At 69.2% G+C, this 12,088-nt stretch carries 14 protein-coding genes; 1 reads left to right on the top strand and 13 read right to left on the bottom strand.

The window, feature by feature from the left end; all coding sequences use genetic code 11:
- The first annotated feature begins 173 nt into the window (after nt 1-173).
- Nucleotides 174-377 (top strand): hypothetical protein, encoded by a 204-nt coding sequence (locus tag ACZ4MU_RS30335; protein WP_467882620.1) that lies wholly within the window; start codon nt 174-176, stop codon nt 375-377.
- Nucleotides 378-421: 44 nt separating this feature from the next.
- On the opposite strand, the gene ACZ4MU_RS30330 is transcribed toward ACZ4MU_RS30335, so the two are convergent.
- The 13 genes from ACZ4MU_RS30330 to ACZ4MU_RS30270 all read right to left on the bottom strand — a co-directional run bounded on the left by ACZ4MU_RS30330 (nt 422) and on the right by ACZ4MU_RS30270 (nt 11,216).
- Nucleotides 422-922, bottom strand: coding sequence for a hypothetical protein (locus ACZ4MU_RS30330; RefSeq protein ID WP_467882618.1), 501 nt, complete (start codon nt 920-922; stop codon nt 422-424).
- 85 nt (nt 923-1,007) lie between these two features.
- Nucleotides 1,008-1,385, bottom strand: a complete 378-nt coding sequence (locus tag ACZ4MU_RS30325) for a hypothetical protein (protein WP_467882617.1) — start codon at nt 1,383-1,385, stop codon at nt 1,008-1,010.
- Nucleotides 1,386-1,511: 126 nt separating this feature from the next.
- A complete protein-coding gene (locus tag ACZ4MU_RS30320) occupies nt 1,512-1,835 on the bottom strand; it encodes a hypothetical protein (protein WP_467882615.1) in 324 nt (107 codons plus the stop codon).
- Nucleotides 1,836-1,917: 82 nt separating this feature from the next.
- The gene (locus ACZ4MU_RS30315; RefSeq protein ID WP_467882613.1) at nt 1,918-3,462 is read right to left on the bottom strand and encodes a ParB/RepB/Spo0J family partition protein; all 1,545 of its coding nucleotides are present in this window, start codon (nt 3,460-3,462) and stop codon (nt 1,918-1,920) included.
- A gap of 555 nt (nt 3,463-4,017) precedes the next feature.
- Nucleotides 4,018-5,259, bottom strand: a complete 1,242-nt coding sequence (locus tag ACZ4MU_RS30310) for a DUF3560 domain-containing protein (protein WP_467882611.1) — start codon at nt 5,257-5,259, stop codon at nt 4,018-4,020.
- A gap of 371 nt (nt 5,260-5,630) precedes the next feature.
- Entirely contained in the window at nt 5,631-6,086 is a 456-nt protein-coding gene (locus ACZ4MU_RS30305) for a hypothetical protein (protein WP_467882609.1), read from the bottom strand.
- Between the two features lie 13 nt (nt 6,087-6,099).
- Nucleotides 6,100-7,290 (bottom strand): hypothetical protein, encoded by a 1,191-nt coding sequence (locus ACZ4MU_RS30300; RefSeq protein WP_467882607.1) that lies wholly within the window; start codon nt 7,288-7,290, stop codon nt 6,100-6,102.
- Between the two features lie 64 nt (nt 7,291-7,354).
- The gene (locus tag ACZ4MU_RS30295; RefSeq protein ID WP_467882605.1) at nt 7,355-7,819 is read right to left on the bottom strand and encodes a hypothetical protein; all 465 of its coding nucleotides are present in this window, start codon (nt 7,817-7,819) and stop codon (nt 7,355-7,357) included.
- Entirely contained in the window at nt 7,812-8,504 is a 693-nt protein-coding gene (locus ACZ4MU_RS30290) for a hypothetical protein (protein WP_467882604.1), read from the bottom strand. The genes ACZ4MU_RS30295 and ACZ4MU_RS30290 overlap by 8 nt, the downstream gene beginning before the upstream one ends.
- 280 nt (nt 8,505-8,784) lie before the next feature.
- The gene (locus tag ACZ4MU_RS30285) at nt 8,785-9,789 is read right to left on the bottom strand and encodes a DUF932 domain-containing protein (RefSeq protein ID WP_467882602.1); all 1,005 of its coding nucleotides are present in this window, start codon (nt 9,787-9,789) and stop codon (nt 8,785-8,787) included.
- A 180-nt stretch (nt 9,790-9,969) separates the two neighbouring features.
- Entirely contained in the window at nt 9,970-10,272 is a 303-nt protein-coding gene (locus tag ACZ4MU_RS30280) for a hypothetical protein (RefSeq protein ID WP_467882600.1), read from the bottom strand.
- 2 nt (nt 10,273-10,274) lie between these two features.
- Nucleotides 10,275-10,787, bottom strand: coding sequence for a hypothetical protein (locus tag ACZ4MU_RS30275; RefSeq protein ID WP_467882599.1), 513 nt, complete (start codon nt 10,785-10,787; stop codon nt 10,275-10,277).
- Nucleotides 10,788-10,868: 81 nt separating this feature from the next.
- A complete protein-coding gene (locus ACZ4MU_RS30270) occupies nt 10,869-11,216 on the bottom strand; it encodes a hypothetical protein (protein WP_467882596.1) in 348 nt (115 codons plus the stop codon).
- Nucleotides 11,217-12,088 lie beyond the last annotated feature (872 nt).

Below are 12,088 nucleotides of genomic sequence, written 5' to 3'. Positions count from 1 at the left end.
GGGACTCATGACGTGCCCCACGGGGAACAACCCGGGATTCGTGAACCCGACGGTCTAGGCTGGCCGTTACGTGCCTTACCTCGTGAGTTCCGGCGGATCAGTGCTTCAGAAATCGCGAACTGACGGGGGATGAGCATCGGGCAGTTCTTCGCGGTGTAGGGCTGGCACTCCGGGTGAAGCCCAGGTTCGGGGGAGTAGGCCTGCTGCTCGTCGGCGGGCCGGACCATGACGAAGAAGCGCTCTTCAAGGGGCTGGGAGCAGATTTGGCACAGGCGCTGGAGGAAAGCGCGCCGGGCACGGTCGGCGTCAAGGCTGCCGAATACGGCGTGACCGTTGTGGATCAGCGATACGTACGGCACGACCAGTCCGCCGGCTAGCGGCCGGGCGAGGCAGCGCACCGGTATGGCCCGAGACGTCATGGTCAGCGCTCCTTCGGCCCGGTTGGTTGTGCGGGCCCGGCATCGGACAGGGCTGCGACGGGGTAGATGAGGCGGGTATGCAGGTGGTCCGGCGTTGCGGGGTCTTCGTTGTAGCTCGCGATGCAGGCGGGGCAGGTCGCCTGGCGTGGGGCTGCGGTCACGGTGCCGGTGTCGCCGCACCGGGTCGGCTGTGCCTCCAGGAAGACGGTGTCGCTGGAAGGCCGCGGGGCGAGGGCTTTGCTGATGCAGGCCGCCTGCTCGGGTACGGGCGGGGCGGAGCGGACGGCGTCGCTGAGCTGTTGCAGCCGGTCGGCTAGCTGCTGCTGCGCCCCGTACAAGGCGATGCCGTTACTGCCGGTGCTCACGGCGACGGCGATCTCGCCGGGTTCGACCACGGCGTCGTCGATGTCGGTGCCGGGGTAGAGCAGTACCGCCGGGCTGGTGGCGTCGGCCCATTCAAGACGGCTGCTCGACGCCGTCGTCTCCGCCGCCGCCATGAACATCTGCGGTGCTCTCCTTGGTGGCTGCGAAGGGTGTGCCTGCGGTGTCCGGGGCGACAATGTCGCCCCGGACACCGCAGAGGAGGGGTTATGCGTCGGCCGGGGGGTCGGTGAGTTCGATGCAGGCGGCCGGGACCTTGGGGATGCGGTACCGCGTCTGGTCCTTGGGGATGGTGAAGCGGGTGTTGTGCGGGTCGCGGCGCAGCAGGTCGGTGGAGTCCTCGTCCAGCACGAAGTCGAAGCGGCTGCCGGTGGTATTGGGCTGGCCCACAGTGCCGGTCAAGCGGCGCAGGCAGGCCGGGCGGATCGTGGTGCTGATCCGTGCGGTGCGCCCGGGGAGAATGACCGGGCGCTGGGCGGCGTCGAGTTCGACCAGCCGGGCGGCAGCCGTCTCCTGGACGGCGGTGAGGGCGTCGGCGTCGGCCAGGGCAGCGACGTAGGCGCGGATCTCGGCAAGGGTGGGCATGGCGGGTTCCTCCGTGTTCCGTGGATGAGCCGGGCGCGGGTGGTGCCCGGTGGCAGAGATCGGCCGCCGGACGGCGGCCGGGAAGACGGGCGCCGGATGTGCGGTGCCCATGGGGGTGCGCGCCGGTCAGCCGAGGGGGTAGAGGACCAGCGCGGCAACGGCGCTGTCAGGGGTCTGGGGGAAGAGCCTGCGCAGTTCGGGATCACTGGCGAGTTCGCTCTCCAGCGGGTAGACCTCGCCGCGCAGCCCATCGGCCTTGGGGGCGTAGCGGGCGCGCTCGTACGTGCCGAACGGCGAGTAGCCGTTGCCCTCGGGGTCGGCGCAGAGCACGACAAGGGTGCTTCCGGGAAGGCGTGCCCAGTCGTTGCTGACGAGGCGGCGCAGGATGGCCAGGGTGAGCGGCTGGTCGTGCTGACCGGCTGCCGCTTCGGGGAGAGGGGAGGGGGACATGGAAGGCTCCGATGGGTCGCGCCTGTGTGTGTGGGGGCGGGGCGGCCGGGCCCGTTGGTGCCCGGCCGCCGCCCGCTCTGGATCAGGTGTCGTCGCCGGGGCGGTTGGTGGGCGCGTCCCGGTGGGCGGCGACTGCCTGTTCCTCTACCTCGGACAGGCGGTAGGAGCCTTTGTCGTCCTGGCCGAGCTTTTCCAGGAGCAGCAGGTAGGCGGTTTGCTGGGGGGTGGGGTCCTCCCACAGGAAGCGGACCTGCATGCAAGCGTCGTTCCAGCCCTTCGGCTCGCGCATGTCGCGCTCAAAGGCGGCGGCGACGTGCGCGAACAAGACCTGCGGCAGCCGGGCCTTGGAGAGGGTGACCAGATCCGAGAGGCGCACCCCCTCGAATGGCGTCTCCGGCAGCTTCGCGCCAAGCAGCCTGGCGACGTCCTCGGCCTCCTGCCGCTGCGCCCACTTGCCATAGAAACGGGGCAGATCCAGCAGTACCGAGGCCGCGAACCGCCACGCCTCCTCTGGCAGAGCCTTGCTGGAGCGCACCAGCCGGGAGATGAACTCCTGCCGGGGACCGGCGGCGGCTTTCCAGGCCCGGTTGCACGCCGTGGCGCGGGCTCGCTCGGCGGCTGCCTCTTCGTCCTCGGCGCTCTTCTGCGGCTTCGGCTTCGGGCGCACCTTGTGGCCGTACTCGGCCGGGTCGGCGCAGTACCAGACCGGCCGGTTCTCGTCGTCGAGCCGGGCACTGTGGCCAGGGCATCCCTTGTGGTTGCCCTCCTCCAGTGGCCTGCCCAGCGGCGTGGTCAGCTCCGACAACGGGTGAGCGGCGTCTTTCTCCCCGTACGCCAGTTGTGCGGGCAGCAGGGGGATGTCCGCCTTCTCCAGGGCCGCGACGGCCTCCTTGCGGGCGGTGCGGTCGTCCTGTTCTGCCTTGAGCAGCGCGAGTTCCTGGTCCCAGTGGCCGCGCCCGCCGCCCTCCTCCGCCTCGTCGCGGGCCAGCGCCCTGAGGAGGCGGTCCTGGGCGCGGGGCACGTCCTCGACCTCGGCGAGCTGGGCGATCTGTTCGAGGTCCATGCCCGAGGCGGAGGCCCGGCGAAGGGTGGCGTCGTCGAGCTGCTGGGCCCGGCCGAGCCGCTTACCCGCGCCGCGCTTGAGGCCCAGGGCGCGCGCGGCCTTCTTCTGCTCGACCTCGTCCATCCCGATCAGCGACAGTTCGGCGGCCTTCAGGGTGTCCTTGGGGGACATGCCCTGGCGCTGGTGGTTCTCGATCAGGGACAGGAACTGCGTCCAGGCGTCCCGGCCGACCAGGTCGGCGCGGACGTACGCCTTGATCTGCCGCTTGGCGTGGCCTTCCGCCTCGGCAGTGGCGTTGGCGATCTGCGCGGCCTGGGTGCGCCGCCAGCCCTTGAACGCGCCGTACGTGCCGTCCGGGCGGGGGCGGACGCTGACCGGGTCCTGGACACCGACGGCCTTGACGGAGTTGATCAGGTCGGTGTCGGGCTCGGTGTCGTGCTCGCGGGCGTTGAATTCGTCGCGCACGATCGCGTCCGGGTCGAGCAGGACGGCGGTCAGGCTCTCCTCGTCGGTGTCGACCGGGACGGATTCGGCCGTCTGGTCGGCGGTGGTGGCTGTGGCCATGTCTGGCCTCCTTGTGCTGGTTGACGGACGTTCAGCGGTGCCGGGAGGGAGCCGCTCTCTCGACATGTTCCATAATACGTTATCTGGGAAGAGGGGCAACAGAATTTCTCCGCGCTCCTCCACCCGCAAAGGGGACAGGTCAGGGGCTCCGGCGGCGACGGGCCGCGTGTACGGAGCAGGCGTACACAGCGCGCGTCCCGCCCCCGATGCGGGGGATGGATGTCACCTGCTCGGTGCACGGCAGACCGCAGTCGACGCACCTGCGGTCATCATCAGCCGCGGCGGCCAGCGCGGGCGGCGGGGGCGATACAGATCGGGACATGACGGAGCCTCTTCTCCTTCGGGACGGGGGCGCTGTAGGCACACTGCGTAAACGGGGTGTCGGCGGTTACGACGGTCCGCCGCTGGTGGCCTCGCGGCGCTGCCGTTCGGCGAGCGCGCGAGCACCCGGCTGCGACTCGGCCGTCACTCGCCAGCCGCAGGAGCAGGACGCAAGGTGCGCCCCGAGGGAGGCAGGCAGCGGGCCGCACGCACGGAGCTGGACGTGCCATGCGCTCAGGTGTCGAGCCGGTCCTGCGCGCTTGCGGGATCGGTTCCGTCTGGCTGCGCCTTCTCCTCCGCCTGGGCCAGCACCGCCCGCATCTCGTCGGCGCTCACGCGGCCGGTGACCTTGTCGTAAGGGAGCTTCCCGTTCCAGGAGCACTGGCGGTTGGCCTTTGACACGATCGGTCCGGCTTCGGGCCCGCCCGGCACGGTGACCGTCTTCTTGTTGACTCGCAGGACCTCCAGCAGGCGGCTGCCGGAGCGCACGAAGTCGCCCGGCTCGAAGTCACCCGGCCCCCACAGCTTCACGCCCTCGGCCTCGGCCTGCGCGATGACCCGCTCCCAGTCGCCGATCTCGTCGCACAGATCGGCATGGTCGGCATCGAGCCGGATGAGGGCCGCGATCAGGGCTTCAACGGTCAGCTTGCCCGCTTCCGCGTCCTCGACGGTCCGGGCCTGCTGGCGCTCCACTGCGCGCCGGTCTGCCCGCAGGCGCTCAAGGCGGCGCAGCGTCACCCGCGGGTTCCTTCTGTGCTGTTCGTAGTGCTCGGCCGTGACCGCGCGGTCTGCGCAGCGGTCGGCCTCCGTCTGCTCCTGGGCGGACATGCCGAACAGGCGGTGCGCGCGCTCCAGGTCGCGCATGTGGCGCTTGGCCGAGTAGTGGTCGACCTTCACTGGCTCGCCCGCGTACCCGCGTGTGATCTCGCGCCCGCGCTCCCACTTTGCGTCCGACGACGTCTGGTAGCGCTCGGCCCGCGCTCCGTAGTATTCCGCTCGTCCGGCCGCCCGGTCGGCGCGGTCCTCCTCGGCCTCGGCGAAGGCCCGGCGCTGGGTCTCGTCGATCTCGACCGTCACCTGGTGGCCGGCCTCCCGCAGGGCCTCGGCCGCCTGGCTGATCAGGTACAGGTCGGCGCGGCGGTCTCGGGAGCCGCGCAGGTAGACCCCGATCGAGGGAGAGGCCCGGAAGCGGAACGGCCGGAGCAGCTCGTACGCGCCGTCGCCCTTCACCGAGCCGGACAAGAGGGTTCCTTCAGCGCGGGTGTGGGTGAGGGTCAGGGAGGCTTTCGCCGGGCACCCCTGCGCTTCGAGGTTGGCGACCAGATCGGCCGACGGATACAGGACAGCGCTCCAGCAGGTCGGATCGGTGCAGGTGTACCAGGTGCCGGTGAAGCGCTGTGTGGGGGACTGGTCGCCGGTGTGCAGCGTCATGGGGCCGTGCTGGCGGCACTCGGGGGTGCTGGGCGCATCGGTCACGTGGGTGTCCTCTCTCGGTGCGGATGTAGTGGCGCCGGAGGGGTGCAGCCCTCCCGTGGCGCGTGCGGCCCGGTGGGCCGCGGTCGCGGTGCACTCCACGGAAGCTGTCCCGGCCCTTCGCTTCAGGTTCCATAATACCTATATAGAAGGGTGGGGCAACCGCTTTTCGTGCGCTGCCCCATCCCGAAGCGAGCAGATCAGGGCCTGATCGGCAGGTCGTTATCAGCGTCCGCATCCCCTCGGTGCTCACCCGCGCGACGAGGGCCTCCACGGATCGAGGGCCGGCTGCGCGCGGTGATGGAGGGGGAGTCCGCGCGCAGGGGCACATGGTGACTGGCGGCAGGCCTCTTCGAGGGCGGCCCACCCGGGGGTCAGGAGAGTTCTTCCGGGGTGGGCACGGGCAGGCCCGCGCAGTACTCGACACCGGGTTCGGGGCTGAGTGGGTCGCCGGTGACGGGGTCGGTGCAGTAGGCGGAAAACACTTCGGCGGCGGTGAGCGCAGTGAGCCAGCCGTCCTGCACTCGCCATCCCCGCACTCGCTGTGCCGTGTCCTGAGTGGCCGACGTGCGGACGACCAGTCCGCCGCCGGTCACTGACGTGAAGGCCTGACTGAGCACTTTGGCGAGGGCCCATGTGTCGGCTGGGGTGTGGCGGAGGGTCAATTCCGTTCCGCGCCGGATGACATCGATTCGTGCGATCGCGACGCTGGCCAGGCCGTCGCTGCACACGATGTGCTGCTGGCCCGCGCCCAGCACAGCGAGCAGCCTCGCCACGGCAGTGGTCGCCCGGCGCAGACCCGGTTCCTCATGGCCGGTGATGGAGCGCATAACGGAACCTCTTTCATCGCGGCGAGTCGGTGAACTGGACCCGGACCTCGTGGGCAGCAACGGTCACCGTGCGGCCGGGGCGGGCCAGCAAAGAGGCGTAGGCCTGCAAGTCCTGATCGTGGTGCTCGGCTTCATGGTCCGGGGCGGGCAGACGGGTGCCGGGCCGGATCGATCCCCAGGGCTCAAGCAGACGCGAGACCGTAACCGCACCCTGCGGGGCGGGGCAGATGAGAAAACCCGGGGTCTCGGCGTAGTCGACACACGTTTGGCCGTAGGGCATGTGCCCGGCCACGGCGAGCTCGACGGCCAGCGCGCGCACGTGATCCACCTCGACGAGTTCCCCGGACATGCCCGCGAGTTCCAGGGACGGCGTCTGGGCGCGGCGGGCAGCGTCGTTCTCGCGCTCTGCGCTCTCGGCGGCCCCCTGCGCCCAGTGCGCATCGTCGTAGGTGTGCAGGCGCGCACCGGTGTACTCGTCCAACAGATCCCACCCGTGACGGTGAAGAGCGGGCGCGAGGCGAAAACGCATGGCGGCCTGCTCAGCGGGCGGCTGCGGCGCGAAGTACACGTAGCCGCTGCCGTACGGCTCCGTCGTTGCCATACCGCCCCGCCGCAGGGCGTCCGCGATGAACGGCGCCATCGCACATGAGGGCCCGGCGGGAGTGCGCCACCAGGCGACGGCGCACCGGACGGTCAGTCCCATCGCGCGGTGAACGATCCGCTCGCCCACGGCGACCCTGCCGTGCGTACTGGCCGGGATACCCGACAGGATTGTCTCCGCGCGCTCCAAGGTGGAGGCGAGCGGGGCGTGGTGCTTTCGCAGTTCGGCCAGGGCTGCTAGGTGCTTGGGGGTCAGCCGCTGACCGATCTGGGTGGCCGTGTGCCGCACGGCGGCCTGTTCGGGGGTCTCTCCTTTTGTGGGGCGACGCCAGACGGACACCGTGATCGATGCGGCAATGCCGTAGCAGGCGGCCTCCCTCGGCAACTCTGCACGGATGACCAGCCGCGTGCCCTGATGATTGGGGACAAGCTCCACGGCGCGTCCGTCCGGGAAGACGATCTGCGCGCGGCCGCCCACATCACTTTGCTCGGCATGCCCCGTACCGAGATGTTCGGCGACCGCCTGGGCGAACAACGAAAGCCCAGCGGGGGTAGACAGATCCATCGCGGGTTCCTTCTGGTCATCGAGAGCGAAAAGTTCCATGGCGATCCCTTCAGATGGCGCGCCTTCGGCGCGGTCGGTGAAGCCGTACCGGTGAGGCCCTCGGTCAGATGACGGGGCGGCGGCAGCCCTGCTCGTCGAGGCGGTGCACGCCGGGCGCGGGCTCTCGGAAGTGGCACCAGGTGCGCCCCATAGAGTCCTCGGCGGGGTAGAAGTGCAGCACCCGGGCACGGCCGCCTCCGCCTGGCGTGTTGTAGGCGGCGGCGTACCAGTAGCCGTTGATGTTGAACGGAACGGCGTCCGCGGGCCACTCGTGCGGGACCGGGGCCCAGTGCGCTCGGCGGGCGTGGTGCACACGGCGGTCTGTGGTCAGGTCGACCCCCATGAAGTGGTCCCGCTCCACCGGGTGCCGCTCGCCGAACTCGTCGGCCTGCTCCCAGCAGGCGTCGCAGTGTCCGAACCACATGCACGGCAGGAGGTACAGGGCGCGGTTACGCATCTCGGTGATGCTGCCGTGGTAGGTGACGCGGCTACCGATGAACAACCGGGGCGCGGAGGCGGTCTCAGGCATGGGCGGCCTGCCAGGCCTTTGTGTTCCACTCGCGGGTCAGTTCGTCGGCGTACGCGACGTCACGCGCGGCCTCGGAGTCCAGCGCGGCCACGACCCGGACGCTGCCCCGGATCTGGTCCGCGCGGCGTTGGGCAGCGGCGGCCTGCTCCTGGCGCTCGGCCTCCTCCTCCGGCACGCGCCGCACGAGGAAGATCCGGTCGTCGCTGGTGAACATCACGAGATAGCGGCAGAAGTCCTCGATCCGCGAGGGGCGGGCCGGGCCAGTCGTGGTGTCGGCCAGCTGAGCGCGGGCCTCCGCCAGCAGATTCGCCACTTCCTCTGTCGCCTTCACGCCCGTGTCCCGCTGGTGCTGATTGCGGCCGTAGTAGACGCGGGCCTTGTCGCCCACGGGGGCGAACTCCACCGGGGCGTAGATGCTGATCATCCGGCGGGCGTAGGCGTCGCGCTGGTCGCGCTCGGCCTGGGCGGCGCGCGCGGTGTCGGTCACCTTGCCCTGCGTCCAGCTCAGCGCGGAAGCGGCGCACGACGTGCCGTAGTACACGACGTCTTCGGCGGTCCCGTCCTCGTTCCCGTCGGCGTCCAGTGGCATGAGCGCGACGGTGCGCTTGAGTCCGCGGCGGCCGCAGCAACCGCACGTGTCGTAGTCGTCGACGATGCCTTTGATCGTCCACTTCGGGAGGGGCATGATGGCCTTCTTCGGGACGGTGGATGGGCGGTGGGTGTCGAGCTGCCGGGCTTCCGCCGGCGCGGACCCGGGCGCAGGGAGGGACGGACGTCTCGGCGCGCGGTCTGCTCCGCAGACGCGACGCGCTGCCGCTACGCGGCAGGGGCCGGCGGCAGCGCTCCGCGCCTTTGTGCGGGGTTGAGCGCTCCGCGCTCGGGGGCGGGTGCGGCCACTGCTTGCCGGGTGGGGGCCGGGTGGGCACCCGTGGGGGAGTTGGGGTGCCCACCCGGCGTTCAGGGGATCAGACCGTGGTGAGGGCGAATGCCCTCTCCATCAGGTCGTTCGCCGCTCCGCTGATGACCCGCTCGGCGCGGGCGTCCGCCTTCTCGGCGTCGGTCTTGCCCCTGGTCGGGGCCACGTGGTTGGCGTACTCGGTGAGCGCGTTGTATCCGGCCCACCGCGTGCCCCGGATACCGGCCTGGGTGTCGGCGTGCTCAAACAGGTTCGAGATCGCCCCCCACCGCTGAAGCTGGTTGGTCTTGGCGCGGGCGTGGTCGCTGTCCTTGACCGGCCACAACTCGTCCACCACCGACTTCAGCTCGCTGAGCGTCATCTCGGCGTCGATCATGCGCTGTGCGGCCTGCTCGAACTCCTCGGCGTACCGGAACGTCAGACCGAGGGCGGAACGGGCCTGCGCGATACGAGCCTTGGCTCCTGCGGTGTGCCGCACCACGAACGAGGACCGGGCCCCGTGGATGGCTGCACGCATGGTGTTCGCGCACACCACCCGGACCGGCGTCACCACGATGCGGAACGCGCTGCCTCCGTCGTGGCTGTTGAAGGCTGCGATGTACAGATCCACATCGTCGTTCCCGCCGATCGTGAGCCCCTGCGGCATTTTCATGGTCAGGAACACCTGACGGCCGTTCTTGAGCGATCCGGCGGTCTCGAAGTGCGCGCCGGACTCGTCGGCCAGAAGGTTGAGGAACTCGGCGTGTTCCTCGTTCTGCACCGGGTGGTAGTCGCTGCCGACCACTCCGAGCGTCTGCGTGCGGCCGGTCTTCGGGTGCGTGCGCGCGGTCGCGAAGTGCTGCGGTACCTCAAGCGGTGTGGCTCCCCCGGCCGTGAGCTCGGTCGCCGTCAGGGGGAGGAGTCGCACGTTCCAGCCGGACAGAGACGCGATACGCATAGCCTCTTCGGCGGTCATCGCGCCGTCCGTGACGACTCCGAGCTTGTGCCAGGCGCTCGTGTTGGCGGACGCGAAAGCGGCGGTGCCATCGGTGAACTGCTCGATCTCGTGAGCCACTTGGGGCTTCCCTTCTGGTGACGAACCTTCGGCGTGCCCGGTAGGGGGCCAACCCTTCCGAACTGGTTCCATAATACCGCACTCTGGGGGTGGGGCAACCTCTTAAATCCCCGGTGCGCCCACCCCCGGGGCGCCCTGCTGACCTGCGGTCACGACTGCGGCGGGCTTATGCCGGGCACGTCACTCTGCCTGCTCCGCAAGGGCGGTGACGCCGTAGTAGACATACTCCGGCACGTGGAACACCTTGGTCTCGACCGGGTAGTACTGTGGGCGCTCGGTGACCATCCGGAACATCCGCCACCCGTCGACCGCGTCTGTCTCCGACCACTCCAGAACCTTGCCGAAGCCTGCGAGCGTGTCCCCCACCGCGAGGTACTGCACCTGTGCGCGGTAACGCATGGTTCCGGTCCGGTCGCGGCCCTGTTCCTCGACCACATGGGCGCGGGGGTGGGCCGTTAGCTGCTTGGCGATCTCCTGACTCATGATCAGTTCCCTTCCGCGTGGGCATACCGCTGCCAGTGCTGCGGCAGTGCCGTGACGCTCCACGTGTGTACTCCGGTCAGTGCGGTGACAAACGCGCCGTTCCTGTACTCGCTGAGGCGGTAGAGCACGGACTCTTGTCCTCGGCGGTCCAGCTCTCGCTCAATGCGCGTCACCCAGTAGCGGCCGTGGCAGCACTCCTGCGACCCGTGATAGCTGACCAACTGCCCGATACTGGGGCCGCTGTCCGCGTGCATGACGGCGGACAGGTCAGACAGGGCCGTACCAAACGTGTGGGGCGGCAACGGCACGTCGGCCAGCGCGGGCCCGGTGTGCCCGGTCCGTACGCCTGAGATCCATCCCACCTCGAACAGGGGCCGGGCCAACTTGCGCACGTCGTGTGGGAAATCGGTGCTCTCGGGGAGTTGTTCCAGTGCCGCCCGGAAAGCGGCCTCCATCTGCTCTTGTTCACCCTCGGTCGCCGGAGCGGCGCGGTGGGCGGGCTCGATGCTCGTCATGCGCACAGTGATTTTCCCTCCGGTTGGTATAGGTGCTTGGGGTGTCCGGGGGACCGGTAAACCGGCCCCCGGAATTTCCCCCTACTTCAGTCCGCGTGTCCGCAGAAATTCACTGATGCGGAATGCGACGGCTCGCACCGAAAGGGATTCCCCTCGGAACGTTCCGAGGATGCGGGGCCCGATTTCGCTGTCGTGGATGATGTGGAACTCAAACCCTTGAGCGACCGGCAGAAGAATTCGGATGGGACCGGCCGTGGTCTCGAACCGAATTGACGTGGTGTTGTCGTCCTGGTTGTGCTCGATGACTGCGTCACGGAGAAGTTCCGGACGGGGGAGGAAATTGGCGATCCGGCGGGCCTTTGCGGCTTGAGGGGTCGTGATCTCGTCGCTACTGGGAGACACCTTGCCCCCGCTGATGACGATTTCCACGTTTACGCCTTCCTGTTGACGAACGTTCGGCGGTGCCGGGGTAGGGGGGCCACCCCTTCCGACATGTTCCATAATACCGCACACCTATCTGTTGCACCACCTCATGCGCAAACTCCTGCGCCATCTCTTGCGGTATTCCCTGCCCTCGACCAGCGGCCGGCTCCCCAATATCCCAGCTCAGATGGCCTCTTACGCATGGTCGGGGGAGCTGACATCCCCTCTGCTGCCGCTCTCCCTGCCCGAATGAGAAGAAGGGTGGGGGCGGGCTAGGGCGGCGCGGCGGCTTCGGGGATCGGGGCCGGGGTTCTCAGGCTGCGCGTCGGCGGGGGCCTCCGCGCTCGGCGCTGCGCGCCCGAACCGCACTCGGGCGGGTCATCTACGGTGGGTCCGAACCCCGTGTCTGCGGAGGGACCGCGAAACGCTATACGGAAAAAACAGGTTGAGGCTATGATGGGCGAATGGCTGATGTGAGTTTCTATGGACATGGGTACTGCGGCGACTGCGACACGGAATGGGAATTCGAAGCAGTACCAGATGGGACCACCCTCCAATCCGATCACGAATGCGACCCGGAGTAAGACAGGCAGTCCGCGAGGCCACAGCCCAGGACCGCGCTTCGAGCTGTGGCTTCACCCCAGACACTGGTGAAGGGACCGGCCAGGTTCCTGACGATCAGCCAGCCCCCCAACCCCCTAGCCAGACAAAGGAATTCGCGAAGCGAATTACGTTAGGCCGAATCGCGGAGCGATTCCGGCCTCGCCCAACGGAGTTGGGCGGATATTTCGGCGGAGCCGGAATGCAGAATTGCGGAGCAATTCCTGTTTTCCGCCGCGTAGCGGCGGCGCGTCGCGTCTGCGGAGCAGACCGCGCGC

Source organism: Streptomyces sp. NPDC026377, assembly GCF_055567715.1.
Note: the sequence above shows the minus strand (reverse complement) of the source record. Positions and strands in the feature narration are given on the sequence as shown.

Bases quoted from the DNA above. Each gene is read 5' to 3' on its own strand.
- ACZ4MU_RS30330 (WP_467882618.1), bottom strand. From the start codon at position 922: ATGTTCATGGCGGCGGCGGAGACGACGGCGTCGAGCAGCCGTCTTGAA.
- ACZ4MU_RS30325 (WP_467882617.1), bottom strand. From the start codon at position 1,385: ATGCCCACCCTTGCCGAGATCCGCGCCTACGTCGCTGCCCTGGCCGAC.
- ACZ4MU_RS30320 (WP_467882615.1), bottom strand. From the start codon at position 1,835: ATGTCCCCCTCCCCTCTCCCCGAAGCGGCAGCCGGTCAGCACGACCAG.
- ACZ4MU_RS30315 (WP_467882613.1), bottom strand. From the start codon at position 3,462: ATGGCCACAGCCACCACCGCCGACCAGACGGCCGAATCCGTCCCGGTC.
- ACZ4MU_RS30305 (WP_467882609.1), bottom strand. From the start codon at position 6,086: ATGCGCTCCATCACCGGCCATGAGGAACCGGGTCTGCGCCGGGCGACC.
- ACZ4MU_RS30300 (WP_467882607.1), bottom strand. From the start codon at position 7,290: ATGGAACTTTTCGCTCTCGATGACCAGAAGGAACCCGCGATGGATCTG.
- ACZ4MU_RS30295 (WP_467882605.1), bottom strand. From the start codon at position 7,819: ATGCCTGAGACCGCCTCCGCGCCCCGGTTGTTCATCGGTAGCCGCGTC.
- ACZ4MU_RS30290 (WP_467882604.1), bottom strand. From the start codon at position 8,504: ATGCCCCTCCCGAAGTGGACGATCAAAGGCATCGTCGACGACTACGAC.
- ACZ4MU_RS30280 (WP_467882600.1), bottom strand. From the start codon at position 10,272: ATGAGTCAGGAGATCGCCAAGCAGCTAACGGCCCACCCCCGCGCCCAT.
- ACZ4MU_RS30275 (WP_467882599.1), bottom strand. From the start codon at position 10,787: ATGACGAGCATCGAGCCCGCCCACCGCGCCGCTCCGGCGACCGAGGGT.